At 74.0% G+C, this 24,194-nt stretch carries 20 protein-coding genes and 2 tRNA genes; 10 read left to right on the top strand and 12 right to left on the bottom strand.

From position 1 onward, the window contains the following. Window positions 1-37: 37 nt before the first annotated feature. The gene (locus ACFWUQ_RS09390; RefSeq protein ID WP_384535107.1) at window positions 38-595 is read left to right on the top strand and encodes a hypothetical protein; all 558 of its coding nucleotides are present in this window, start codon (window positions 38-40) and stop codon (window positions 593-595) included. A gap of 14 nt (window positions 596-609) precedes the next feature. Here ACFWUQ_RS09390 and ACFWUQ_RS09385 read toward each other — a convergent pair whose 3' ends face one another. Then, entirely contained in the window at window positions 610-1,500 is an 891-nt protein-coding gene (locus ACFWUQ_RS09385) for a spermidine synthase (protein ID WP_384535105.1), read from the bottom strand. A gap of 35 nt (window positions 1,501-1,535) precedes the next feature. Beyond that, on the bottom strand, window positions 1,536-1,943 hold the full coding sequence (locus ACFWUQ_RS09380; RefSeq protein ID WP_384535104.1) for a hypothetical protein: 408 nt from the start codon (window positions 1,941-1,943) through the stop codon (window positions 1,536-1,538). Window positions 1,944-2,227: 284 nt separating this feature from the next. On the opposite strand from ACFWUQ_RS09380, the gene ACFWUQ_RS09375 reads away from it, so the two are divergent. Next, the gene (locus ACFWUQ_RS09375) at window positions 2,228-3,580 is read left to right on the top strand and encodes a tetratricopeptide repeat protein (protein WP_384535102.1); all 1,353 of its coding nucleotides are present in this window, start codon (window positions 2,228-2,230) and stop codon (window positions 3,578-3,580) included. A 39-nt stretch (window positions 3,581-3,619) separates the two neighbouring features. On the opposite strand, the gene ACFWUQ_RS09370 is transcribed toward ACFWUQ_RS09375, so the two are convergent. Next, complete coding sequence (locus ACFWUQ_RS09370; RefSeq protein ID WP_384535100.1) at window positions 3,620-4,216, bottom strand: histidine phosphatase family protein; 597 nt, start codon at window positions 4,214-4,216, stop codon at window positions 3,620-3,622. Window positions 4,217-4,413: 197 nt separating this feature from the next. On the opposite strand from ACFWUQ_RS09370, the gene ACFWUQ_RS09365 reads away from it, so the two are divergent. The 6 genes from ACFWUQ_RS09365 to ACFWUQ_RS09340 all read left to right on the top strand — a co-directional run bounded on the left by ACFWUQ_RS09365 (window position 4,414) and on the right by ACFWUQ_RS09340 (window position 9,900). Beyond that, window positions 4,414-5,625 carry a hypothetical protein gene (locus ACFWUQ_RS09365; RefSeq protein ID WP_384535099.1) on the top strand — a complete coding sequence of 404 codons (1,212 nt, stop codon included), beginning with the start codon at window positions 4,414-4,416 and terminating at the stop codon, window positions 5,623-5,625. Continuing rightward, a complete protein-coding gene (locus tag ACFWUQ_RS09360) occupies window positions 5,613-7,199 on the top strand; it encodes a hypothetical protein (RefSeq protein ID WP_384535097.1) in 1,587 nt (528 codons plus the stop codon). Before ACFWUQ_RS09365 ends, ACFWUQ_RS09360 begins: the two co-directional genes overlap by 13 nt. Beyond that, the gene (locus ACFWUQ_RS09355; protein ID WP_384535094.1) at window positions 7,196-8,536 is read left to right on the top strand and encodes an AAA domain-containing protein; all 1,341 of its coding nucleotides are present in this window, start codon (window positions 7,196-7,198) and stop codon (window positions 8,534-8,536) included. The genes ACFWUQ_RS09360 and ACFWUQ_RS09355 overlap by 4 nt, the downstream gene beginning before the upstream one ends. A gap of 176 nt (window positions 8,537-8,712) precedes the next feature. After that, window positions 8,713-9,051, top strand: coding sequence for a hypothetical protein (locus tag ACFWUQ_RS09350; protein WP_384535092.1), 339 nt, complete (start codon window positions 8,713-8,715; stop codon window positions 9,049-9,051). 169 nt (window positions 9,052-9,220) lie between these two features. Beyond that, window positions 9,221-9,808, top strand: coding sequence for a bifunctional DNA primase/polymerase (locus ACFWUQ_RS09345; RefSeq protein WP_384535090.1), 588 nt, complete (start codon window positions 9,221-9,223; stop codon window positions 9,806-9,808). 18 nt (window positions 9,809-9,826) lie between these two features. Further along, window positions 9,827-9,900: transfer RNA gene (locus tag ACFWUQ_RS09340), tRNA-Lys, on the top strand. A gap of 88 nt (window positions 9,901-9,988) precedes the next feature. Here ACFWUQ_RS09340 and ACFWUQ_RS09335 read toward each other — a convergent pair. Beyond that, complete coding sequence (locus tag ACFWUQ_RS09335; protein WP_384535088.1) at window positions 9,989-11,224, bottom strand: M6 family metalloprotease domain-containing protein; 1,236 nt, start codon at window positions 11,222-11,224, stop codon at window positions 9,989-9,991. 346 nt (window positions 11,225-11,570) lie between these two features. On the opposite strand from ACFWUQ_RS09335, the gene ACFWUQ_RS09330 reads away from it, so the two are divergent. After that, window positions 11,571-13,439 (top strand): putative bifunctional diguanylate cyclase/phosphodiesterase, encoded by a 1,869-nt coding sequence (locus ACFWUQ_RS09330; protein WP_384535085.1) that lies wholly within the window; start codon window positions 11,571-11,573, stop codon window positions 13,437-13,439. Between the two features lie 43 nt (window positions 13,440-13,482). Here the strand turns inward: ACFWUQ_RS09330 and ACFWUQ_RS09325 are convergent, their stop codons facing one another. The 4 genes from ACFWUQ_RS09325 to ACFWUQ_RS09310 all read right to left on the bottom strand — a co-directional run bounded on the left by ACFWUQ_RS09325 (window position 13,483) and on the right by ACFWUQ_RS09310 (window position 17,869). Next, a complete protein-coding gene (locus tag ACFWUQ_RS09325; protein ID WP_384535082.1) occupies window positions 13,483-13,743 on the bottom strand; it encodes a DUF397 domain-containing protein in 261 nt (86 codons plus the stop codon). Beyond that, complete coding sequence (locus ACFWUQ_RS09320; RefSeq protein ID WP_384535079.1) at window positions 13,730-14,551, bottom strand: helix-turn-helix transcriptional regulator; 822 nt, start codon at window positions 14,549-14,551, stop codon at window positions 13,730-13,732. The genes ACFWUQ_RS09325 and ACFWUQ_RS09320 overlap by 14 nt, the downstream gene beginning before the upstream one ends. A gap of 166 nt (window positions 14,552-14,717) precedes the next feature. Next, on the bottom strand, window positions 14,718-16,415 hold the full coding sequence (locus ACFWUQ_RS09315; protein ID WP_384535077.1) for a glycosyl hydrolase family 18 protein: 1,698 nt from the start codon (window positions 16,413-16,415) through the stop codon (window positions 14,718-14,720). A gap of 254 nt (window positions 16,416-16,669) precedes the next feature. Then, on the bottom strand, window positions 16,670-17,869 hold the full coding sequence (locus ACFWUQ_RS09310) for an LLM class flavin-dependent oxidoreductase (protein ID WP_384535074.1): 1,200 nt from the start codon (window positions 17,867-17,869) through the stop codon (window positions 16,670-16,672). A 248-nt stretch (window positions 17,870-18,117) separates the two neighbouring features. Here ACFWUQ_RS09310 and ACFWUQ_RS09305 point away from each other — a divergent pair, with 248 nt between their 5' ends. Further along, window positions 18,118-18,876 (top strand): IclR family transcriptional regulator, encoded by a 759-nt coding sequence (locus ACFWUQ_RS09305; RefSeq protein ID WP_384535072.1) that lies wholly within the window; start codon window positions 18,118-18,120, stop codon window positions 18,874-18,876. A 78-nt stretch (window positions 18,877-18,954) separates the two neighbouring features. On the opposite strand, the gene ACFWUQ_RS09300 is transcribed toward ACFWUQ_RS09305, so the two are convergent. From ACFWUQ_RS09300 to ACFWUQ_RS09285, 4 genes are all read right to left on the bottom strand, one after another. After that, window positions 18,955-19,028, bottom strand: a tRNA-Lys gene (locus ACFWUQ_RS09300). Between the two features lie 103 nt (window positions 19,029-19,131). After that, window positions 19,132-20,889, bottom strand: coding sequence for an AMP-binding protein (locus tag ACFWUQ_RS09295; protein WP_384535069.1), 1,758 nt, complete (start codon window positions 20,887-20,889; stop codon window positions 19,132-19,134). A gap of 26 nt (window positions 20,890-20,915) precedes the next feature. Next, window positions 20,916-21,458 (bottom strand): lytic polysaccharide monooxygenase, encoded by a 543-nt coding sequence (locus ACFWUQ_RS09290; RefSeq protein WP_384535209.1) that lies wholly within the window; start codon window positions 21,456-21,458, stop codon window positions 20,916-20,918. Window positions 21,459-21,868: 410 nt separating this feature from the next. After that, on the bottom strand, window positions 21,869-22,891 hold the full coding sequence (locus tag ACFWUQ_RS09285; RefSeq protein ID WP_384535067.1) for an SPFH domain-containing protein: 1,023 nt from the start codon (window positions 22,889-22,891) through the stop codon (window positions 21,869-21,871). Window positions 22,892-24,194 lie beyond the last annotated feature (1,303 nt).

Raw genomic sequence — 24,194 nt, 5'->3', positions numbered from 1 at the left:
GGCCGCTCTTGGGGCGGGTGGTGCAGTATGTCCTCGCATGCGACGAGGACTTGTACATGCCATGGCCTGGACCCTGGCGACCGGGGCGGCGGTGACCCTGTCGTGGTGGGGCGTGTACACCGTCATGTCGGGTACCGCCTACGATCCGCCGCTCGCGGTACCCCTGGGTACGGAACCCCTGGTCTCCTCGACGCAGAGCGCCCGGCCGGCGCAGTCGCCGTCCCCGTCGCCGCCCCTCTCTCCGTCCCCGTCCGAACCCGCGTCACCGCAACCGTCCGCGTCGCCCCCGGCCGGTCCCTCCTCCGCGGAACCCTCCCCCGGGGCGTCGGCCCCGAAGCCGCCGGGCGGCTCGCGCACGTACCGGCAGGACGCGGACGACGTGCGGGCCTATCCCGTGTCGGGGGGCCGGGTCGTCTTCTCCCTGGGCGCGTCCTCGGCCGAGCTGGTCTCCGCGACCCCGGCGGCCGGCTGGCGGATGCAGGTCTGGAAGGTGGACTTCTGGATCCGGGTCACCTTCACCCGCGACGGCCGGGAGGTGTCGGTGTTCTGCACCTGGCACGACGGCCCGCCGCGGGTGGAGGTCGTCGACCCCTAGTGCCGCGGCCGGCGTCAGTGGAACACCGAGGGCGGCGGCTGCGGCGACGCCACCGCCGCCGCGTCGGCGACCGGCGCCGCACCGCCCGCGAAGTCCGCCAGGGCCCGGCCGTGCTCGACCCGGCCGGGATGCGGGTCGCTCGCCACCCGGCGGGTGAACTCCGCCACGGGCAGCTCCCGGTCGGCGGCCACGAGCACCGCGTTGCCGAAGCGTTTCCCCCGCCACACCACCGGGTCGGCGGCCACCGCCAGCTCCGCGAACCGAGAGGCCGCCGTCGCGATCTGGCCCCGCAGGTGGGTGAGCGGCGGTCCGTCGGCGAGGTTGGCCACGTACCACCCGGAGGGCGACAGGGCACGGCGTACGTCGTCGAGGAACTCGGTGCTGGTCAGGTGCGCCGGGGTCCGCGCCCCGCTGAACACGTCGGCCACGACCAGGTCGGCCCAGCCGTCCGGCACCTTGGCCAGGCCCGCGCGGGCGTCCACGGCCCGGACCCGGACCCGCGCCTGCGGGTCCAGCGGCAGGTGCTCCCGTACGAAGGCGACCAGCGCGGCGTCGATCTCCACGACCTGCTGGGTCGAGCGGGGGCGGGAGGCGGCCGTGTAGCGGGCGAGGGTGAAGGCGCCGCCACCCAGGTGCACCACGTTCAGCGGCTGCCGGACGGGCGCGACGAGGTCGATCAGGTGGCCGATCCGCCGCTGGTACGCGAAGTCCAGGTGGGCGGGGTCGGCGAGGTCGACGTGCGACTGCGGGGCGCCGTCGATCAGCAGGGTCCAGGCGTCCGCCCGCTCCCGGTCGGGCCGCAGCTCCGCTTGGCCGCCGTCGACCTGCCCGGCGACCGTCTCGGCGCCGCCGCGTCCGCGCTGCTCGCCCCGGCCTCTGCCCTTGCCTCTGTCCTTGCCCGCCACCGTCCCATTGTGCCCGGTCAGCGGCTCGGGCCGGGTCAGCGGCAGTTGTCCGCCGCCTCGATCAGCCGGGCGGCCTCGCCGAGCGCGGCGCGCAGTACCTCGGGGTCGGTGACCGGTTCCACGGCCTCCGGCGGGAGCAGCCAGCCGGTGCCGCTCGGGGCGGGGGCCGCGACGTCGCCGAAGCGCATGCCCCGGCCGTTGGTCTGGGTGCACGCGCTGCCCGGCAGGTCCCAGGCGTCGGCGGTACCGGGCGGGACGAGGAAGCCGAGGGTGTCGCAGGAACCGTCGTGCAGCACGGGGCCGACCCCGCCGGCCCGGCTGGCCGCCCGGCGGATGATGTCCACCGCCTCCAGTCCCTGCCGGGTGGGAACGGTCACCAGGTCGGGAGCCTCGACGGGGGCGACACCGGGCCCGGGCGCGATGTTCGTTCCAGTGCTGTCCATGCCGGCCTCCACCAAGGGAACCCCTCCTCGATCAGCGTGCGACCCGGGAGCGGGGAGTCTCCTCCCACTCCGCACGGGTTCAACGCGCGGAAACGTCAACGGGTGCGGCGAGAAGACGCCGCAAAGGATGGCAGTTCATGGCAGATCGCGGGTGAGATATCCGTTTTGTAGCCAAACAGCGTGTGAACGCCCTGCCGTCGGCGGTACGTTCATGCGCGCCGGGCCCGCTCCACTCACACCCCCACGGCACCGGCGGTGCGTTCCTTGCCAGAGAGGCCACGTCCATGGCGGCGTCCCCCCACTCACCCAACTCCACGTTCCGCCGCCTGCGCGGGCAGCACTCACCGGCCGAGTTCGCGGCGCTGGTACGCCGGGCGGGCAGGGAGATCGGAGAAACGGTTTCCTGCGACGCCCGCTACATCGGCCGGGTCGAGTCCGGCGAGATCCGGTGCCCCAACTACGCGTACGAGCGGGTCTTCCTGCGCATGTTCCCCGGCCGGACCCTGGCCGACCTGGGCTTCCCGCCGCGGGAGGCGGTGCGGGGACGCGCGGCCCAGCGCGAGCCCTCCCCCACCCCCCGTTCGCCCGCCGGTACCGGTAGCGGTACCGGCGCCGGTACCAGCCCCAAGGAGAGCGACGTGCTGCGTCGCGCGTTCATGGCGGGCGGCTCCGCGACCGTGGCGGTCGCGACGCTCGGCCTGGCCCTGCCCGGCGACACCCGCCGGACGCCCTCCCGCGCCGGTGAGGCCGAGGCCGAGGCCGTCGAGGAGTCCGTACGGCAGATCCGGCTGCTGGACGACCGGCACGGGGCCGACGCCCTGTACCGCAAGGCGGCCGAACCGCTGCGCACCGCCTATGCCCTGCTCGACGCGGGGGCCACCCGGCAGTCCACCGAGGACCGGCTGCACGCGGGCGCCGGGGAACTGGCGGTCTCCGTCGGTTGGCTGGCCCACGACTCCGGCCGCTTCGACGACGCCCGCTCCCACTACGCCGAGGCGCTGGCCACGGCCCGGGTGTCGGGGAATCCGGGCCTGGAGGCGCACGCCTTCAGCAACATGTCCTTCCTCGCCCGGGACTGCGGCCGCTCCCGCGAAGCGGTGCGCGCGGCCCAGGCGGGCGGGCGCGCCGCCCGCTCCCTCGGATCCCCACGGCTGCTGTCGCTGCTCGCGCTCCGGGAGGCGGGGGGCTGGGCGGGGCTGGCCGACCGCAGGGCCTGCGAGGAGGCGCTGGCGCGCGCCCACACCGACTTCGCCAAGGGCGGGGCGGCCGCCGACCCCGAGTGGATGTCCTTCTTCGGCGAGGCCGAGCTGGAGTCGCTGGAGGCGCGGTGCTGGTCGGCGCTCGGGGAGCACGCCCGCGCGGCGCGGCACGCCCGCCGCGCCGCCGACCTCCAGGACCCGCACTTCGCGCGGAACGTGGCCCTCTACACCGCCGAACTGGCCGGCGACCTGGCCCGGGCGGGCGCCCCCGACGAGGCGGCCTGGGCCGGGGCCCGGGTGCTGGACCTGCTCGACGAGGTGCAGTCCACCCGGGTCCGCTCGACGCTCGCCGGGACCGCCCGCGGCCTGGTCCCGCACCAGCGCTCGCCCCGTGTGCACGCGTTCCTGGCCCGCCACGCGGACCTCGCGGAGGTGTGAGGCCCCGCCGCGGGACCCCGCCGACGCGGTCCCCGACCGCTACGCGTCCAGGTGGCCCGTGTCGTTCCAGCGCTCCAGCGCCGGCGCCCCGTACGCCCATCCCAGCACCGACAGCGAGGTCGGCTCCAGCCGGATCCGGGCCCCGAACGAGGCGTCGAAGCCGAGCCAGCGGGCCGCCAGGGTCCGCAGGATGTGCCCGTGCGCGAACACCAGCACATCGCGCTCCGCCGACCGCGCCCACGCCACGACCTCGTCGGCGCGCGCCGAGACCTCGGCGACGGACTCGCCGCCCGGGACGCCGTCGCGCCAGATCAGCCAGCCGGGGCGGACGGCCTGGATCTCGGCCGGGGTCATGCCCTCGTAGTCGCCGTAGTCCCACTCCATCAGCGCGTCCCACGGCTGCGCGCGGACCCCGAAGCCGGCCAGGTCGCAGCTCTCGCCGGCGCGCACCAGCGGACTGGTGCGGACCTCCGTGCCGGGCAGGTTCCGCCACGGGTCGCGGGCCAGCCGCTCGCCGAGCAGCTTCGCGCCCCGCCGGCCCTCCTCCAGCAGGGGCACGTCCGTGCGTCCGGTGTGCTTGCCGAGCAGGGACCACGCCGTCTGGCCGTGGCGGGCCAGGAGGATGCGGGGGGCCATGTGGGTTCTCCCGATACGTAAGAGTTCATACGTTTTTACGGTGATTCTTTCGCCGCTCCATCATCCATCACGCGCATGCCCCGACGCCGCACCGGCCCCTGGGCACCCGGCCCGCCCCGGCCGCTCCCCACCCCTTCCCGCCTCCGGTTTCCTCGGTAAGTCCACGATTGTCAGTGGCGGATGGGACACTTCCGCGGGTGAGCTCCTACCCGCCCGGCCTCCCTGCCCGGAGCACTCCGTCGGCCACGACCCTGCGGCAGCGGCTGGCGTACCTGCGCGGCCCCGCCGTGCCGCCGCGACCGCTCGACGCCCGGGCGCTCGCGGCGCTCGCCGCCAACCCCGGGTGCGGCAGACGCGCCCTGCTCGACGGCGCCGGCGTGAACAAGACCGTGCTCGCCTCGGCGCTGGGCTCGCCCGCCTCCTTCGGGCAGTCCCAGTTCGCCATCGTCCGCGGCAACTCCTTCGAGGCGAAGGTCAAGGGCGACGGCGGCGCCGAGCTGCTGCGGCTGGTCCACGAGCACCTCGGCGCCGGGTCCGGCGCGCCGGGCGCCGACGCCCGCGTCCCCGACCTCACCGCCGCCGGGCCCGAGGGCCGCGCCGCCCGCACGGCGCTGGCCCTGCGCGAGGCGACCGCGGCGGGGCGCGAGGCGGGCGCCTGGACCCTGCTGGACCACCCGATGCTGGCGCTGGAGGTGGCGGGCTCCCCCGCGTACCTGGAGCCGGACGCCGTCGTGGTGCACCCCGACGGCCGCTGGACCGTCGTGGAGATCAAGTCCTTCCCGATGATCGACGGGACCGCCGACGCCGCGAAGGTCGGCGCCGCCGCCCGCCAGGCCGCCGTCTACGTCCTGGCCCTGGAGCGCACCGCCGGGAAGCTGTCCGGCGCGGAGGTCGGGCACACCGTCCTGCTGGTCTGCCCCAAGGACTTCTCCAACCTGCCCGCCGCCTCGCCCGTGGACGTCCGCCGCGAGCGCGCCGTGACCCGGCGGCAGCTGGAGCGGCTGACCCGGGTCGAGGACCTGGCCGCGGCCCTGCCCGAAGGCCTCAGCTTCGACCCCGACCGCCCCGCCGACGAGCTGGCCCGGGCGGTCGCGGCGGTGGACGCTGCGTACGCCCCCGAGTGCCTGGCCGCCTGCGAGCTGGCCTTCCACTGCCGCGACCGGGCCCGCGAGGCCGGCGAGGTGACCGCGCTGGGCCGTTCCGTACGGGGCGAGCTCGGCGCGCTGACCACCGTCGAGCAGGCCCTGGCGGCGGCTGCCGGGACCCTGCCCGCACCCGCGGCAAGCCCCGACGGCGATCCCACCGCGGCCGCGCTGCACCACGCGGCCCGGCTGCGGGCCGAGGCCCTGGAGCTCGCAGCCGCCCGCCCGCCGCACCGCGCCCCGGAGACCCCCGCATGCCCCTGCTGAACACCCTGGCCCGGCTTGAGGCCGTCCGCGCGGGTCGCGCCCAGCCGCTCGCCACCGTCCGGCACCGGCACCTGGCCGGGACGCCGATGGTCTTCGTGCCGCTCACCACGGCGGGCGAGGCCGGCGCCCCGCTCGGCGCGATGGTCGGCACCGACCGGCACGATCCGCGGGTCTTCGTGATACCGCAGCCGCGCGACCGGGATCTCCGTTGGGCGTTCCTGGCGGACCTGGCCGTGCACGTCCTCGCGTACGTCGAGGGGTACGCGGACACCGTGGAGCCGGCCGAGCGCAGCGAGACGGACCCCGAGACCGGCAAGCGGGTCAAGGTGGAGACCGAGCTGTGCACGGACGCCCCGCAGCTGATCGTGCCCAGCCGGGCGGGCATCGAGTACGTACGGCTGCTCGGCCGCTCCATGCGGTTCCGCCGCACCGCCGAGGAGGAGCCGGAGAACCCGTACCCGGCCCCCGCCCGGGTGCCGATGCTGGGCCGCTGGTTCACCCACCTCGCGGAGCGGTCCCGGGTCCCCGGCTCCTCGATGCTGGTGTCGGCCACCGACCTGCTGTCCCGGCACTGGGCCACCGGCCAGAGCAACCTGGAGGACCAGCACCTCGGCGCCCTGCTGGGCTGGATCGACCCGCCGGAGGGCGTGTCGGGCGCGGAGGCCGCGCAGCGGGCGGAGCTGGGCCGGGACGCGGCCGGGCAGCTGCTCTGCCCGCCGGCCGGCCCGGCCACCGATCCGGCGTTCGACAACAAGCTGCTGGCCCCCGCCATCGCCCGCTACGACGCGGCGCGCTCGGCCCTGGCGGCCCGGCCCGGGGCGGACGACCACGCGGTGCGGCAGGCGGAACGCGATGTCCACCGGCTGGTCGTGACCCAGATGGAGACCGCCTGGCGGCAGACGTGGGAGGCGGTCGACCTGCTGCGCGCCCTGCCGCCGGGCGAGCGGGCGGAGGAGCGCTGGACCCGCGACCGCTGGTCCTACACGGGCCACCGCGACCGGGTCCGGGCGGGCGAGCCGCCGCAGCCGCGCCGCGACGACGCGGTCACGGCGGCGCAGAAGCTGGCGACGCGGGAGACGGAGCAGGTGCGCCTGGACGCGCAGGAGGCGCTGGACGACCCGCTCGTCATGGCGGGCCGGCGGCTCGCGGGTGAGGCCTTCGCCGGCGAGGTCACCGAGGTCGTGATGGAGTGGACCGACTCCAAGCGGCCCAGTCCCCGCCCGCTGGTGACGGTGGCGACGGAGGACCGGCCCCAGCTCGCGGACGGCGCCGGGAAGGTGTACCGCTCGCTGGACGGGCGCCCGCAGTCGGCGAAGTTCGTACGGTGGGACGAGGACGGGCGGCTCGTGCTGCGGCTGCTGGACAAGATGGGCCGGAGCCGGGACCCGGAGCCGGGCTCGGTGCCGGTGAAGGGCGACCGGGTGTGCTGGACGCTCTTCGAGCACGACGCGCGCGGCGGCCCCAAGCTGCCCGACCCGGAGCAGACCCCTTGGACGCACGGCGGCCCGCCCGGCTCGTCGGCCGCCGCCACCGCCCCGCGACCCGACGCCGTGACCGACGAGGACCTGCTGTGACCGCGACCGCGCCCTTCGACCCGGGCACGGCGGCCGCCCGGGCGACCGCCGCCATCCTCCACGACACCCTGCACGGGACCGAGCGGGGTGTGGTCGTCGACTCCCCGCCCGGAGCCGGCAAGTCCACGCTCGTGGTCCGCGCCGCCCGGGAGCTGGCCGCGGCCGGGCGCCGCCTGATGGTGGTGGCGCAGACGAACGCGCAGGTCGACGACCTGGTGCTGCGGCTGGCCGACAAGGATCCGCAGCTCCGCGTGGGCCGCCTGCACAGCAGCGACGGGGACGCCTACGACCCGGCGCTGCGCGAGCTGCCCTCGGTCACCCTCTCGGCCAAGCCGGGGGATCTCGCCGAGCTGCCGATCACCATCTCCACGGCCGCCAAGTGGGCCTTCGTCAAGGACGTGGAGCCCTGGGAGCACGCCATCGTCGACGAGGCGTACCAGATGCGCTCGGACGCGCTGCTGGCCGTGGCCGGGCTCTTCGACCGGGCGCTGTTCGTCGGCGACCCGGGACAGCTGGACCCGTTCAGCGTGGTGGGCGCGGAGCAGTGGGCGGGCCTGTCCTACGACCCCTCCGCCTCGGCGGTGAGCACCCTGCTCGCGCACAACCCGCGGCTGCCGCAGCACCGGCTGCCCGTGTCCTGGCGCCTGCCGGCCACCGCCGCGCCGCTGGTGTCCCGGGCCTTCTACCCGTACACGCAGTTCCGCAGCGGCACCGGCCCGGGCGAGCGGCGGCTCTCGTACGGGGTCGCCTCGGACGGGTCGGGCCCGGACCGGGTGCTGGACGAGGCCGCCCTCTCGGGCTGGGGCCTGCTGGAGCTGCCCGCCCGGCACACCCCGCGCACCGATCCGGAGGCGGTCCGGGCGGTGGCCCTGGTGGTCCGGCGCGCCCTGGACCGGGGCGCGGTGACCTCCGACGAGCGCTCCGAGGCGCCGGCCCCGCTCACGGCGGACCGGATCGCCGTCGGCACGGCGCACCGCGACCAGGCGGCGGCGGTGCGCGCGGCCCTGGCCGCCCTCGGTGTCACAGGGGTCACGGTGGACACCGCGAACCGCCTCCAGGGCCGCGAGTACGACCTCACGGTGGTGCTGCACCCGCTGTCGGGGCGTCCCGACGCCACGGCCTTCCACCTGGAGACGGGCCGGCTGTGCGTGCTGGCCTCCCGGCACCGGCACGCGTGCGTGGTGGTGGCCCGGGCGGGCATTGCGGAGCTGCTGGACGAGCACCCCTCGACGGAACCGGTGCAGCTGGGCGTGACGGTGAAGTTCCCGGACGGCTGGGAGGCCAACCACTCGGTCCTCGCGCACCTGGCGGAACACCGGGTGCCCTGGCGCCCGTGACCCGCCGGGGGGGGCGCCGCCCGCTCGCCTGTCCGACTCCCCCGCCCCGTCCTTCCCGCCGTCCCCGCAGGCCCCGCCATCCGTACGGGCGTTCCCCGTGGCCCGGTGCGGGCTTGCGCGAGGTTGGACAATGGACGGTGGCCCGGAAGGATTTCGCACGCAGCAGGAGGACACGGATGGCAGACCCCGAGCGGACCGAGCGGAGGCTGCGGCCGGCGCCGCTGCTCTTCGAGCCCTCGGAGGCCGCCACGGACCCGGAGCACTTCTTCGACCTGGAGTCGATCGAGGACCCGCGCGAGCTGCTGGCGCGGGCGACGGAACTGACTTTGGCGTTCCGGGCGGCGCAGGAGCGGGCGGTGGAGTTCCAGGCCCTGGCGGCGGCCCAGCTGGCGGACCGCCGCCGCTTCGACCGACTCTCGCCGGCCGCGATCGCCGCCGAGGCGGACTGGACCGAGGACTACGCCGTGAAAATGATCGAGTTCGGCCAGACCCTCCCCCTCAACGACGCCCCGTAGCCCCCGCCCCGCCCCACCCCCTCGGGCGCGGCCCGCGGGGGTGGGGCGAGGGGGCCGAGCGCGGCGGGGTGGCATATGCGCGGCGCAAGATACCCCAGCATCCGCCGCCCTGTCCCCGTTTCCCGTAACTCCGGGCAGCCGTTCCGTCACGGGCGGTACACCTGGGTGCATGACGACCCTGACGACGGTTCCCGGCTGCCACGCCCCCGATCAGCGGACCGCGCCCGCCACCCACGTCACCGCGCAGGGCGCCGCCTGGCTCGCCTCGGCCTCCGCGCGGCCGGGGACCACCCTCGCGCTGTGGGAGGCCCGGCCGGGCGCGCCCGCCGTGCTGCCCTGCGGGACCGCCTTCGACGTCGTCAATGTCCCGCTCGTCCTCGGCCGCCGCGTCATGGACCTGCTCTGGGCCGAGGGCCCCGGCTGCGGCCCGGTGGCCGTCCATCGCGGCCGCATGCTCCTCTTCGTCGCCCGGGGCACCGCCCAGCGGCTCCCCGTACTGCTGGCCTGGGAGGAGTGGGGCGGCTCCGGCGTCGCCCCGGCGCCGCTGTGCCACGGCCGCGGCGACGCCGTCACCGTGCCGCCCCTCGCCGCCACCCCCGGCCCCTCCCGCTGGCTCGTGGCCCCCGACACCCGTACGCCCTGGCTGCCCGGGCCCGAGGCGCTGCTCTGGGCCTTCGTCCGCGCCGCCCGCGCCGCCGACGCCCCCCACCACGGACCTGGGGATATCGATTTTTCCTTCCGCCGATCCGGGTGCTAATGTCTACGACGTCAGCACGCGCCGCTAGCTCAGTTGGTTAGAGCAGCTGACTCTTAATCAGCGGGTCCGGGGTTCGAGTCCCTGGCGGCGCACCGACGGAAGAAGGCCCCCACGCGAGTGGGGGCCTTCTTCGTGCTCCGGCCACGGCCACGGCCACGGCCGCGGGCCGCGCCCGCGGCACTAGGTGGTGATCTTCACCGTGTACGCGCCGGACCTGGTCCGGTCCGCCACCTCGATCGTGATCCGCTCCCCCGGCACGGTGAACGTCTCGCCGACCTCCAGCGGTGCGTCCGCCAGCGGCGGGTACACCGAGCGGTCCCAGCACGCCTCCGTCTGCGGATGCCCGTCCAGCACCTCGATCGGGCCCCCGCCCGACGCCGCCTCGTTGCGCACCCGGTAGACCAGCACCCCTTCCGTGCAGGTGTCCCCGTCGTTGCCCGCCGACCCCCGGGCCTCCACCGCGATCGCGCTGCCCGGCCCGGTACGGACCACCGCGAGCCGGGTGCCCCCCGTACCGCCCCGCGGGGGAGCCTCGGCCAGGGGCTGGAGGGTGTGCAGCGAGGAACCCGACTGCACGCAGTCCACCTGGGAGGCGTCCAGCCAGCCCAGCTTCCACTTGTGCCAGGCGAACAGGTCCGGCGCCATCCCGAACTGACTGCCCATGACGTCCCAGTCCCCGACGTGCGTGTCCCAGTCCCCCTTGCCGTCCGTCGGCCGGTGGTAGAGGTCGGGCAGGTCGAAGACGTGTCCGGTCTCGTGCGCCAGCACGTTCCGGTCCGGCGGATGCCGTTCGAAGACCGTCACGATCCGCCGCAGCTGGCCGCCGTCCGCGCGGATCGGGCGGTCGAAGTTGACGACCTTCGTGGCGTCGGAGTCCACGCCGGGCGCGTCCGGGTCGGCGACGAAGTAGACGACGTCGTACGCGCCGAAGTCCACCTCGGCGTCGGCGGCCGCGACCGCGTCCCGCAGGTAGGCCGCGCGGTCCTCGGGCGCCCAGTCGCGCTGTATCCCGTACGCGGTGGACGGGCGGGGCATCGGGACCCAGCGCTGCTGCGGGTGCGGGACCAGGTGGAACCGCCCGTAGGAGGCCCGCTCGAAGAACTCGCTGGTCGCGGGGAAGTAGTCGGCGGCGATCTCCTCCGTCCCGAAGGCCGGCCGGTGGTCGGGGAAGGAGAGGAAGACCATGACCGCGTCGAGGGTGCGCTCGGGTTTGGGGTACGCGCGGTTCCAGCTGTCCAGCCCCAGGGAGTGGTGCGCCGCCGTCCGGGTCAGCGCGCAGGGTCCGGCTCCGGAGTCGGCCACGGCGGGACCGGCGACGAGCGACATGGCGGCGAGCGCCGTCAGGGACGTGACCGCCGCTGCCGTGCTCCGGGCGCGGGAGAGGTCCACTCCCCCGGGTGTCTGCTGTCGCGGCACATGGACCTCCGGTGGTGGATTCGTACCCTCTCGTCCACCTTGAGGCGATTGTCTTACTAACGCCCTGTTCCGCTGCCCCACACGAGTGAGCAATAGCGCAAGCCGGTGACCCTCGGACTTCACGCCCCTCTCTACAGAACGTCACATCCGATCACGCCAGATCAGCAGATGACTCAGCGTGCTCATAGCCGCGCAGAAACGATCGACCGGGCTGCGGCCCCCGAAGCGTCATCACGCCGAACTCCCCGGCCCCGCACGGCGACGCCGCTGGATAGGGCCTCCCGGCAGCCTCTATGATCGGCACACTTTCCTGCACGGACACTCACGAACACTGCGGGAGCCAACGGTGAGCGGAACCCCAGAAGGAACCGGTTCGGCGGCCGACAGCATCCGCTCGGCCCTCACGGAGCGTCACCCGGCGGTGCCTGCGGCGGCGTCGGCGCGGGCCGTACCGGGGCCCCTGCCCCGCTCCGCGTCCGCATCCGAAGCGCGCGACTACCGGGCCGCCTTCAACGCGGCCCACCTCGCCATGGCCGTCGTCGACCGCGACGGCTACGTCGTCGCCGCCAACCAGGCCTTCGCCGGACTGCTGGGCACCGAGCCGCACGCGCTCACCCACCGGTGCGCGGCCGACCTGGTCGACCTGGCGGCCGAGGCCCGCACCTGGGCCGCGTACCAGGAGGTGCTGCGCGGCCGCCAGGCCCGGCTGCGCTGCACCCGCCGCCTCAAGCACCCCGACGGGCACTCGCTGTGGACCGAGGTCACGCTGGGACCGGTGCCCGGGTCCGGGGACGTCCTGCTGTCCGTGGCCGACATCAGCGACCGGCGCGACCTCCAGGCCCGGCTGCGCCACCTGCAGATGCACGACCCCGTCACCCGGCTCCCCAACCGGGCCCTGTTCTTCGAGCGGCTCTCGACCGCGCTGGAGGCCTCCTCGTACGACCACGGCGGCGGCACCGGCCGGATCGGACTCTGCTACCTGGACCTGGACGGCTTCAAGGCGGTCAACGACACCCTCGGCCACCGGGTCGGCGACCGGTTGCTGGCGGCCGTCGCGGCCCGGCTGACCCAGTGCGCCGACCAGTCGGGCTACGGGCGTACGGGCGGGCATCTCGTGGCGCGCCTCGGCGGGGACGAGTTCGCCGTGCTCGTCGAGGACTCCACCGGTACGGAGCAGCTCGTGGACCTGGCGCGGAGCGTCCTGGCCGCCGTGCAGGAGCCGTTCGACCTGGCCGGGCAGCGGCTGTCGGTCTCCGCGTCGATCGGCGTCGTGGAACGGGCGACGGAAGGGACCTCGGCGACGGGGCTGATGCAGGCCGCCGACACGACCCTGTACTGGGCGAAGGCCGACGGCAAGGCCCGCTGGACGCTCTTCGACCCGGAGCGCAACGCGCACCGCATGACCCGGCAGGCCCTGTCCTCCACCTTGCGACCGGCGGTGGAGCGCGGCGAGTTCGAGCTGGAGTACCAGCCGCTGGTGGACCTGGGGAGCGGCGCGCTGCGCGGGGTGGAGGCCCTGGTGCGCTGGAACCACCCGCAGTTCGGCACCTTGGCGCCGAATCGGTTCATCGGAATCGCGGAGGAGGACGGCTCCATCGTCCAGTTGGGGCGGTGGGTCCTGCGGACCGCGTGCCGGCAGGCGCGGCGCTGGCAGATCGAGCAGCCGAGCGACTCCCCGGTCTTCGTCTCGGTGAACGTCGCGGTGCGCCAGGTATGGGACTCCGATCTGGTGGGCGACGTCGCGGAGATCCTCGCCGAGACGGGCCTCGCGCCCCAGCTGCTCCAGCTGGAGCTGACGGAGTCGGCGGTGATGGGCTCGGCGGGCCGCCCGCTCCAGGCCCTCCAGGCCTTGAGCGACATGGGGGTGCGGATCGCGATCGACGACTTCGGCACCGGCTACTCGAACCTCGCCTACCTGAGCCGGCTGCCGGTCTCGGTCCTCAAGCTGGACGGGTCCTTCGTCCGCGGCTTCCGCTACGAGGAGGGGGCCCACCCGAACCCGGCGGACGAGACCATCGTCGAGGCCCTGGTCCAACTCGCGCACCGGCTCGGCCTGACGGTGACCGCGGAGTGCGTGGAGACCGCCGGGCAGGCGGCCCGGCTGCAGCGCGTCGGCTGCGACACGGGGCAGGGCTGGCTCTACTCCCGGGCGGTGGCCCCGGAACGCATCGCGGAGATGATCGGCGCCCGCCCGGGGGTCGGCGGTTCGGCGTAGGCCGTGCGGCAGCCCCGCCGGGGGCTGCCGCTCCGGCATCCGGTCAGAGACTGCGCACGAAGGCCGTGAACGCCTCCGGCGCCACCGCGAAGGCGGGGGCGTCGGGCCGCTTGGAGTCCCGGACGGCGACGAGGTGGGGCCGGGTGGCTACTTCGACGCACTCGCCGCCATTGGAGCCGCTGTACGAGGACTTCTGCCAGGTGGCACCGCCGAGGGGGGCGCACTCGACGCACTCGCCGCCGGTCCCGCCGCTGTAGCTGGACTTACGCCACAGCGCGCCCGTCAGGTTGTCAATGGTCCCCATAACGTTCCTCTCGTACGCGGGCGATCAACGCCGCCGATTCCTCCACGGAGAGTGCCGCGGCCTGAAGATGATCGTAGCGATGCGCGCAGTCACTCGCCGTCTCAGGATTCGCTGTCACATGTGCCGAACCGTAGCTCTCGGCGTAGACGATGTCCGGGTCCCCCTCGAACCGGAGGACCGTGAACGCCCCTACTGTGGCGGGATGTTGCCCGGCACTGAACGGCAGGATCTGGATGCGCAACTCGCGACGGTCCTGAAACTCCAGCAACCGGTTCATTTGAGCCCGCATTATTTCCCTCCCACCAAAGGGCCGGTGCAGCACCGCCTCGTCCAGGACCACCCAGCTGAGAGGCGGGCCCTCCCTGCTGAGGATCCGCTGCTGCTCCAGCCTCGCGGCGACCGCCTCTTCGAGCTTCTCGCCCCACCCTGCCCGAAGCACCGCTCGGGCGTAGTCCTCCGTCTGCAATAGGCCGTACACCAACTGCGGCTGGAACGAGGAGATGTGCGTGGCCCTGGCTTCCATCTCGGCAAACGCTTGGAACCAGCTCGGCAACTGGCTTCGTAGCACCAGCCCCACCAGTCGGGAGAACACCCCACCGGTACCCAGCGCCGCGTCCACCCGTTCCGAGAAGTCGCGGGTGGGGACCCTCTTGCCGTTCTCGATCATGCCGATCAGGGAACCCGTGCAGAAGATGATGGATCCCAACTGGGCCTGTTTCAGCCCCGCGTCCTCCCTGAGCCTGCGCAGTTCGTAGCTGTAGTAGTCCAGAGGCGAGGCGCTGGGATCGATGTCGCGGGCTTGGACCATGGGATACCCCCGAGCGATGCGGAGCCGGAATCAACCTGTGGCCGAGCGTAGCGATGCAGATACGCATCGGTGCGGGAAATCCGGCAACCATGTGACACACCTCCGCCCCGCACCCGGGATGCGGGGTGCGGGGCGGAGGTACCGCTCGGCGCGGGGTGGGGGGAGATCAGCAGGCGCCGAGGTCCTTCCAGACACCCCATTCACCGGTGGTGCCCGGCGTCTCGTTCTGCGTCCACCACTGGGCCTTGTACTTGCGGCCGTTGTGGGAGACCTCGTTGCCGCCGTTGTAGACCGTGCCCGCGACGTACGCCGGGAGCGAGCCGCAGCCGGTCGGGGGCTGCGTGGTCGGCGGGGTCGTGGTGGGCGGGGTCGTGGTCGGCGGAGTGGTCGTCGGAGGCGTGGTGACCGGCGGCTGCGTGGTGCTGCCGAGGGCCGTCGAGATCTGGTTCAGCAGCGTGGTGTTGTTGTCCAGGCCGAGCAGGGAGTACATCATCGCGCCGGCCAGGCCGCGCTGCTTGCCGTAGTCGACCCGGGCCTGGATGGACTTCTGGTTCAGGCCGGTGAAGAACTCGCCGTCCTTGTAGAAGTACGAGGACTTCGACTGGTCGTCCCAGAAGGTGGTCGACGGGTTGTCGACGATCCCGCCGAGCTCCTTGTAGTGCGCGATGCCCGCCTGCTGACTGAGGGGGCGGGCGCCGGAGCCGCCGGTCGCGCTCTGCGCGAGGCCGTTGGCGCTGCCGGCCGGCACGCCCTTCCAGCCGCGGTAGTAGAACTCGTAGCCCAGGGTCAGCTTGTTGGCGGGGAAGCCGCCCGCGATCCCGTAGGCCGGGTTGCCGTCGATCCAGGAGTCGATCGCGTTGTCGATGCTGTACTTCTGGGTGCCCGGCGCGATCGGGTCGGTCGGGTCGGCCGCCGACGGGTACAGCGGGGACTGGTGGTACGTCGGCCCGTCGCCGTCCCAGGCGCCGTGCATGTCGTACGTCATGATGTTCGCGTAGTCGAGGTACGCGCCGATCTTGTCCGTCTCGATGTACTTGATCTTGTCCTGGCCCGCCGGGAGCGCCGCGGTCAGCAGGTACTTCTTGCCGCCGTTGGCCGCGCCCTCGGCATCGAGCTGCTTGCGGAACTCCGCGAGCAGCAGGGTGAAGTTCTGCTTGTCCTCGGGGCCGTAGTGGTTGCCCAGGTGGCCGCCGGCGGAGCCGGGGTACTCCCAGTCGATGTCGATGCCGTCGAAGATGCCGGCCGCGGTGCCGGGGCCGCCGAAGCCGCCCTCCACCGGGAGGTCGCCCTTGATGTACTGCTTGATGCAGGAGGCGACGAGCTTCTTGCGGGAGGCGTCGGTCTTGGCCGCGTCGTGGAAGAACTTGGAGTACGTCCAGCCGCCCAGCGAGATGTTGATCTTCAGGTGCGGGTACTTCGCCTTCAGTTCCTTGAACTGGTTGAAGACGCCCACGATCGGCTGGTCCCACTTGTCGGCGACGCCGTCCACGCTGTCCGCCGCGCTGAAGGACTTCTGGTAGTCGGCGTACGAGTCGCCCGCGCCGTCACCGGCGTTGGGGTTGTTGTCGTCGCCCGCCGCCTTGTTCGCCTCGAAGCAGGTGAGGTCGGTGGGGTGGATGTTGCCGAACGAGTAGTTGATGACGTCCAGCTTGCCCGCGATGCCGCGGGTGTCGAGGTGCTTGGGATAGAAGGCGTTCCCGTACACGCTCCACTGGTCGTAGTAGGCGATGCGGACGCCGCCGGCGGCCGCGGTCGCCGAGGCGTCGGCGGCCTGGGCCGTGCCGAGTCCCGCGAAGGAAGCCAGCGCTCCGGCTGCCAGCGCGGCCGTGGCGGCTGCCGCGATGAGGGGTTTACGGATGTGCATGAACCGTCTCCGTGGGGGTGGGAGGGGAGAACAACCGATCAGGTGGTGAAAGAGATAGCGATCACCACACGCCCGAGTCAATGGTTTGGACCAAAGAAGGACTAGACCACCAACGGGGTAAATCCCCTAGTCAGAGACTTGAGTGCACATCAGAAACCGCCCGCCACCCCGGGTGACGAGCGGTTTAAGGCTGCCTTGAGACACCCTCTCGCAAGGTTTTGGCAACAAACCAGCCGAACTGCGTTCTGGTGCGGTCAACCGGCCGCCGGGGCCGGCCCGGGCAGACCGTACGCATCTGCTACGAGCTCGTACGAGCGCAACCGGGCCGCGTTGCCGTGGATGTTGGCGGTCAGCATCAGCTCGTCCGCGCCCGTCAGCCCGGCCAGCGCGTCGAGGCCCTTGGTCACCTCGTCGGGCGTGCCGTACACGGTGTCCGCGAGCCGGCTCTCGACGAACTCGCGCTGTCCCGGACCCGAGAACGGGAACGCGCGGGCCTCCGCGGGCGTCGGGACCAGCCCGGCCCGGCCGGTCTGCACCATCATCATGTAGAGCGCGCCCGTGAGGACCTGGGTACGGGCCTCCTCGTGCGTGTCGGCGGCCACCGCGGCGACCCCGATGATGCTGTACGGGGCGTCCAGGACGGCCGAGGGCCGGAAGCTGCGCCGGTAGAGGTCGAGGGCGGGCACGGTGCCGGCGGCCGAGAAGTGGTGGGCGTAGGCGAAGGGCAGCCCCAGCTCGCCGGCCATCTGGGCGCTGTAGCCGGAGGAGCCGAGCAGCCACAGCGAGGGCCGGGCCGTCGGGCCCTGGACGGGGCCCGGTACGGCGTGCACCCGCGCGTACGGGTGCCCGTCGGGGAAGTCGTCGTCGAGGAAGGCGGTGAGCTCCGCGAGGCGCCGCGGGAAATCGTCCGCGCCCTCGTCGAGCCGTCCGGGACCGCGCAGGGCGGCGGCCGTGCGTCCGTCGGTGCCGGGAGCCCGGCCGAGGCCGAGGTCGACACGCCCCGGGGCGGCGGCCTCCAGGATGCCGAACTGCTCGGCGACGACGAGCGGGGCGTGGTTGGGCAGCATGACCCCGCCCGAGCCGAGCCGGATGCGCGAGGTGTGCGCGGCCAGGTAGGCGAGGATCACGGCCGGGGAGGAGCTGACGACCGCGGGCATCGAGTGGTGCTCGGCGACCCAGTGCCGGTGGAAGCCGCGGGCCTCGGCGAGACGGGCTATGGCCACGCTGGTGGCGAGGGCGTCGCTCGCGGTGTTGCCGCTTCCCACGGTGACCAGGTCCAGGACCGAGAGCACCGCGGGCGCGCGGCCCAGGACGGCGCCGCGGATCCCGTTGCCGCCGCCGGGGGAAGTGGGAGCGCCGGGGCCTGCGGCCGGGCCGCCGTCCCTGCCGCCGGTACCGCCGGTTCCGCCGTCCGAGCCGTCGTGGTGCCGATTCGCGTCCCCGCTGTCACTCATCGTCGCTCCCGTCTCGCTCCGCGCCGTACGACATCCGCACGGCGTCGGTACGAAGGTCTCGAACCTCCGGCGGCGTCGGGTCATTCCCGGCGGCCGGGACACGGTTCATGACCTTGGCATATGCCACCGGGGTAGATCCAGGCAGAGCGACATGATTGAGCCATCAATCTCCTCAACAGGCGCTCCACATGGGCCCCTTGATGGCTATCGTGGTAGGGCAAGCGGTAACAACCTGCTAGGGGGAGACCGTGGCGCTGAAGCCCGAGCCGACCGCGCCGTTCCACTCGGTGCAGTACGCACTACGCGTACTCGAAACGATCGCACGGCACACGGGAGGTGTGACCGACATCCAGATCGCGCGTGAGACCGGCCTGCCCGCGGTCCATCTCGCTCCGATGCTGCTCATGCTGCGCCGGGAGGGATATGTACTACAGGTGTCGGACGGCGCCTATGCCATAGGGGACTCCCTGGTCCTGCTCGGTTCCGGTATCAACCGGCAGCAGGCCCTGACGGACAAGCTCCAGGAGACCCTCGACCGGCTGCGGGACTCGGTCGGCGCGGCGGTCTACATCAGCCGGTACGTGGACGGCGAAGTGCGGATCACGCAGTTCGCGGACAGTCCGCGCACCCCGAAGGTGCACGAGTGGGTCGACTTCCGCTCGGCCGCGCACGCCAGCGCGGTCGGCAAGTGCCTGCTCACCCAGCTCGACCTCAACGGGCGGCGCGACCACCTCGCCCGGCACAAGATCGCCCGGCTCACGTCGAAGACGATCGTGAACGAACGGATCCTCTTCTCCAAGCTGGACTCCCAGCCGGCCACCGTGCCGGTCCTGGACCTCCAGGAGTACGCGGTGGGCACGGTCTGCGCGGCGGTCCCGATCACGGCCGGGGCATCGGTCGGCTGCCTGGCCCTGTCTATGCCGGTCGAGCACGCGCACCGGCTGCGGGCCGCGGCGGACACGCTGAACCGCAAGGCCGCACCGCTGCTGCTGTCGCTCACACTCTGAGCGACGGCGGCGGCGGGGGGCCCGCCACAACACTTCGGGCGGTTCCCGGTGTGAACCGGAAACCGCCCGAAGGACAGGTGCGCCGCCAGGGACTCGAACCCCGGACCCGCTGATTAAGAGTCAGCTGCTCTAACCAACTGAGCTAGCGGCGCCTGCTGACATCGAAAATACTACCTGCTCCTCCGGGGTGCTCAAAACCATTACCGACGCCCCGCGCCCCGTGCGCCCGGCGGGCCCGGATGCGGCCGCGGACGCCTACATCTCCAGGAGGTGGGTGCGGGACCGGTCCGCGTAGGAGGCGAGCAGCCGGGTGAGGGCGGCGGGAGTCAGCGGCTCGTACGCGGCGGCGGCGGGCGGCCGGTGCCACACCGGGTCCGGGCACCGGAAGCCGGCCCGGCGCAGGGCGGCCCGGTGGACCTTGTTGGTGGCGGTGACCGGCATCGACGGCACCACCCGCACATAGCGCGGGGCCATCTTCGTGCCCAGGTCGGGCTGGTCGGCGAGGAACGCCGCGAACGCCTCCGCGTCGAACGCCGCGCCCTCCCGCAGGGCCACGGCTGCCATCACCTGGTCCCCCGCCACCTCGTCCGGCACCGCGTACACCGCGACCGCCGCCGCCGGCGCCCAGCGGGCCAGGATGTTCTCGATCACCGCGGCGGCCAGGTTCTCGCTGTCGACCCGCAGCCGGTCGTCCGTACGTCCCGCGAAGTAGAGGAAGCCGGCCGTGTCCCGGAAGAAGAGGTCCCCCGTCCAGAAGAAGCCGTCCCGGGTGCGGGCGGCCTCCGCGTCGGGGTTGCGCCAGTAGCCCTCGAACAGGCTGCGGCCCCGGTTGACGAGCTCGCCGATCGCCGCGGCGCCGTTCAGCAGCCGCCCGCTGCCGTCCAAAGCGGCCGGGGGGCACTCCCGGCCCGTACCGGGGTCGATGACGGCGAGGTCGTCCCCGGCGCCGGCCCGGCCGAGGGCGCCCGGCGGGGTGTCGGGGGTCCGCTGGACGGAGGCGCCGCCCTCGGTGGCCCCGTACCCCTCCACCAGTCGGACTCCGAACCGCTCGCCGAAGCGGGCCGAGTCCACCGCCCCGGCCTCGGTGCCGAAGCCGAGGCGCAGGGTGTGCTCCCGGTCGTCCGGACGCGGCGGTGTGGCCAGCAGGTACTGGACCGCCCGCCCGACGTAGGTGAAGTACGTGGCCCCGTACGCCCGTACGTCGTCCAGGAACCCGGAGGCCGAGAATCGGCGGCGCAGCGCCACGGGGGCGTGGGCGGCGAGCGCCGGGAGCCAGTCGGCGATGACGGCGTTGCCGTGGAAGAGGGGCATGCAGATGTAGTGGACGTCGGCCGGGGTGACCGAGAAGTGGCGCGCCAGGGAGCTTCCGGCGGCGGCGAGCCGGCCCTGGGTGCAGATCGCGGCCTTCGGGGCGCCGGTGGAGCCGGAGGTGAAGTAGAGGAGCAGCCGGTCGGCCGGTCCGGGCGGGCGCAGGACCGCCTCGCCCGGTGCGGCGGCCGCGTAGGGGGCGAGGAGGTCCGCGTACTCCTCGGTGTCGGTCACGAGGACGCGGACACCGGGCAGCTCGATCCCGTCGAGCAGGGGCAGGTGGGCGCGCTCGGTCACCAGGATCCGGCACTCGGTGTGCAGGATGTCCCGGGCGAGCTCGGGGCCGCGCCGCGTGGGGTTGATGCCGGCGACGGCGGCCCCGGAGAGGGCCGCCGCGCCGAGCCAGAACGGGAACTCGGGGGTGTTGTCGAGCAGCACCCCGAGGTGCGGCTCGGCCCCCGGCGGCATGAGGTCGACGAGCAGCGCGGCGCGCGCGGCCGCTTCCTGGGCGGTCCGGTGGCGGCTGAGGGTCAGGACGGCGGGCGCGGCGGGTGAGGCGGGCGCGGCACGCATCGCCGCGTCCGCCCCGCGCCCGTCGGCGCCCTCGGCCCGCCCGCTGTCCCGGTACATCAGCCCGGGCCGGTGGTCGCCCCACTGGCGTGCCACGAGCTCCGCGACGGTCACGGGTCCAGTCGTCGTCCGCATGCCGCCGGAGGGTAGCTGACGTAGTGTCAGAACTGAACGTCGGAGCAGGAGTAGAACGCCATGGGGGTGTCATGGACGGTCCACACCGCGAGGATCATGTGGCGGCCCGACTTGCCGCTCGGCATGGCGCCCTGGTGGCTGGTGGTCATGGAGGGGCGGGCGCCGTTGTAGGCGACGGTGAGGAAGGGCTGGGATTCGAGCGCGGAACGGGTCAGGGGGCGGGTGGGGTCCCAGCCGTTCTTGGTGACGTAGTACTTGAAGTCGGTGGTGGCGTGGTTGGCGGTGAACTGCCAGCGGAAGGTGTAGCTCTGGCCGCCGGCCACCGACGTGGCCGGCCAGGTGCCGCCGCGCTGGTTGTCGAGCTCGGCGAACTGGGGGAGGCCGCCCGCGCATATCGTGCCGTCGGACGGGCCGAGGGCCGGGAAGCCCTTGCGGCCCTCGACGCTCTGCGGCTCCCACTGGATCGCCCCGCAGTTGGCGACGGTCTTGTTGGCACAGAGCTTCGCGCGGCTGATGGGGGTGTCGGTGTAGCCGTGGCTGCTGGCGTTGGGGGCGCCGAGCAGGGTCATTCCGGCGACGAGACCGAGGCCGAGCGTGACGGCTCCGGCGCGTCCGGGCCGCCCGGACCGCCCTTCGGACCGTCCGGGCAGGCGGATGCTGGGGAGGCTGAAGTGACGCATGATGCTCCTTGGATGTGGGGGGGGCTCCGGCGGGAGGCGTGCACGCGGGGATGGAACGCCGACGCGGGGCATCGACGTAGGTCTAGACCAAGTACCAGGTTATTGACGAGAGTTGGCCATGTCCATACCAACGGAAGAACGGGTGGTCCGGTCAATTCCGGCCACCCGTTCCCCTGTCACGCCCACGTGCCGGCGCCCCGCCGCCGCCAGGCGGTGACCGCGGCGTCCGATCCCGGAGCCCCGCGACCGCTTGCTGACCGGTCGCGGACCGGTCGCGGTCCGTCCTCGGACCGGTCGCGCTACTCGGAGCGCCCCGTGTAGAAGGCCACCGTGAGGTCCTTCACCAGGGCCTTGCGCTCGTAGTCGTCGAGCTCGACGAGCCCGCGCGAGGTCAGCCGGTGCACGGTGTCGTCGACCGCGTCCACGACCGAACTCAGCACGGTGTCGCGGTGCTTGGCGTCGATCGCCGCGACCCGGCGGCGGCGCATCGCCTCGGCCACCTCGGCGGCGTACTCGATCCGGATCGGCTGGGCCGAGAACACCTCGATCCCGACGGCCTCGGTCTCCGCCGCCAGCATCCGGGTCAGCGCGTCGCCCACGGCCTCCGCGTCGCGCAGGGTCGGGGCATCCTCGTGGAAGGCGTCGGCGGGGAGCTGGGACAGGACCCGGGCCATGGCCGACTCGACCTGCTCCGCGAGGTACTCCGTGTGGTCCTCGACGGCCAGGGTGGCCCGGGCCGTGTCCTTGACCTGCCAGACCACCTGGACGACGACCTGGAGGGCGAGGCCCCCGGAGTCCACGGCGGGCATCGGCTCGCTGCGCCAGTGCCGCAGCCGGACGTCGACCCGCCGGCGCAGCAGGAGGGGGCTGATCCAGGTCAGGCCGGTACGCCGGACCGTGCCGCGGTACCGGCCGAAGAGGGTCAACACCCAGGCGTGGCCGGTACGGGAGCGGCCGAGTCCGCCGAGGGCGAGGAGGGCGACGACGCCGAGGAAGGCGAGCGGGGGCCAGTGGGTGGCGCGCAGCCCCTGGTACGCGCGGGGGGTAGCGCCGAAGGCCGCGACGAGGGCGGCCGGGACGACCCCGGCGCGCCACAGCACGGCGGCGCAGCCGGCGAGGGCGAGCCCGCCGACGCCGACGCCGACCCAGCCCGGGAGCACCGGGCCGCGGTGCTCCCGGAGCCGGTCGTCCCCGCGCGGGACGCGGCGACCGGGGACGCGGCGGCTCGCCGGCGCGGGTGCCTGCCGGTGGGCTTGGCGCTGCGCCGGGGTGGGGGCGGGCCGGGCCGGTTGCGCGGTCGCCCCCCGGAACGGAAGGTGCACCGGCACATCGGTGGCGGCACCCCCACGCGGGGTCTCCTGACGGAGGGTCGGCACGGGAACCGGCGGAATCTCCTGCCGGGGCCCCTGCGGGTGGCTCGGTGGCGTCTCCTGCCGGGGGGTCGGCGCGGAGCCCTGGGGGGCTTCGTGCCGCGGGGTCGGCGTGGAGCCCTGCGGGGCTTCGTGCCGCGGGTCCGGGCCGGGACCCTGCGCGGCTTCCTGACGGAGGCTCGGCGTGGGGTCCTGCGGGGTCTCCTGCCGGAGGGTTGACGCAGGGTTCTGTCGGGCTTCCTGCCGCAGGCTGGGGCCGGGGCCCTGCGGGGTCTCCTGCCGGAGGGTCGGCGCGGGGTCCTGGGGGTGGCTGAGCTGCTGTCCTTCGGGGGATTCGGGTGCGGGGTTTCGGCCCGTGTCCGTCGGGAGGGTCTGCGCGGGGTCCTGGCCGGTGCCTCGCGCGGCGGACTGCCGGGGTCCCTGCGGGAAAGCGTGCGCGGGAACTTGCGCGGGACCCCGCGAAAGGTCCCGCGGGAGCTCGGGGGTGAGGTGGTGCGGCTGGACACGGGGGATGTCCTGGGTGTCGTCCTCTTCCCTCACCTCCCGGTGGTCCATCCCTCGGGACACCGCCTGGGCGACGACCTCGGCCACCCCCGGGCCGGGTACGCCGGAGTGCAGGGCCCCGGGGGCGCTCAGGCGGAGGGCGGCCGCGTCGGCGTGGCCGGCCTCGTCCTGCGGGTGCGGGATCGCCGGCCCGACGGGGTCACTACCGTCGGCCGCGACGCGTGCATGCGCGGTTCCGACCCCGGCGCGCCCCGTCTCCGGGACCACCGGCCCGGGAGCCGCATCGACCCCCCGGCCGGTTCCGCCCCGCGCGTGCCCCGACTCGTCGGACCGTCCCCGGTCCGCTCCGGCCGCCGCGTACGCAGCGGCGGGCGCGGCCTCGCGGGAACGCGGGTCCGCTGCGACCGGCACGGGCGCCGACTCGGCCAGTCCCCGGTCCGCACCGGCCGTCGCGTACGCAGGGACGGGCGCGACTTCGCCGGACCTCGGGTCCGGTCCGGCCGTCGCGTGCCCCGAGGCGGGCGCGGCCTCGCGGGAACGCGGGTCCGTGGCGGCCCGGGCGGGCGCCGACTCGGCCAGCCCCTGGTCCGCTCCGGCCGCCGCGTACCGCGAGGCGGGCGCGGCCTCGTGGAACCTCGGGTCCGCTGCGGCCCGCGCGGGCGCCGCCTCGGCGAACCGTCCCTGGTCCGGCGCGGCCCCATGCCCCGGGGCAGGCACGGCCTCGCGGGACCCCGGGTCCGTTGCGGCCCGG

Source organism: Streptomyces sp. NPDC058662 (genome assembly GCF_042716255.1).
Taxonomy (GTDB): Bacteria; Actinomycetota; Actinomycetes; order Streptomycetales; family Streptomycetaceae; genus Streptomyces.
The sequence above is the reverse complement of the archived record's forward strand: the minus strand, read 5'-3'. Positions and strand labels throughout refer to the sequence as shown.

What these genes read in the sequence shown, in the direction of transcription:
- ACFWUQ_RS09390 (WP_384535107.1), top strand. Translation starts at nt 38, where the DNA reads ATGCGACGAGGACTTGTACATGCCATGGCCTGGACCCTGGCGACCGGG.
- ACFWUQ_RS09380 (WP_384535104.1), bottom strand. Translation starts at nt 1,943, where the DNA reads ATGGACAGCACTGGAACGAACATCGCGCCCGGGCCCGGTGTCGCCCCC.
- ACFWUQ_RS09375 (WP_384535102.1), top strand. Translation starts at nt 2,228, where the DNA reads ATGGCGGCGTCCCCCCACTCACCCAACTCCACGTTCCGCCGCCTGCGC.
- ACFWUQ_RS09370 (WP_384535100.1), bottom strand. Translation starts at nt 4,216, where the DNA reads ATGGCCCCCCGCATCCTCCTGGCCCGCCACGGCCAGACGGCGTGGTCC.
- ACFWUQ_RS09360 (WP_384535097.1), top strand. Translation starts at nt 5,613, where the DNA reads ATGCCCCTGCTGAACACCCTGGCCCGGCTTGAGGCCGTCCGCGCGGGT.
- ACFWUQ_RS09350 (WP_384535092.1), top strand. Translation starts at nt 8,713, where the DNA reads ATGGCAGACCCCGAGCGGACCGAGCGGAGGCTGCGGCCGGCGCCGCTG.
- ACFWUQ_RS09345 (WP_384535090.1), top strand. Translation starts at nt 9,221, where the DNA reads ATGACGACCCTGACGACGGTTCCCGGCTGCCACGCCCCCGATCAGCGG.
- ACFWUQ_RS09325 (WP_384535082.1), bottom strand. Translation starts at nt 13,743, where the DNA reads ATGGGGACCATTGACAACCTGACGGGCGCGCTGTGGCGTAAGTCCAGC.
- ACFWUQ_RS09320 (WP_384535079.1), bottom strand. Translation starts at nt 14,551, where the DNA reads ATGGTCCAAGCCCGCGACATCGATCCCAGCGCCTCGCCTCTGGACTAC.
- ACFWUQ_RS09315 (WP_384535077.1), bottom strand. Translation starts at nt 16,415, where the DNA reads ATGCACATCCGTAAACCCCTCATCGCGGCAGCCGCCACGGCCGCGCTG.
- ACFWUQ_RS09310 (WP_384535074.1), bottom strand. Translation starts at nt 17,869, where the DNA reads ATGAGTGACAGCGGGGACGCGAATCGGCACCACGACGGCTCGGACGGC.
- ACFWUQ_RS09295 (WP_384535069.1), bottom strand. Translation starts at nt 20,889, where the DNA reads ATGCGGACGACGACTGGACCCGTGACCGTCGCGGAGCTCGTGGCACGC.
- ACFWUQ_RS09290 (WP_384535209.1), bottom strand. Translation starts at nt 21,458, where the DNA reads ATGACCCTGCTCGGCGCCCCCAACGCCAGCAGCCACGGCTACACCGAC.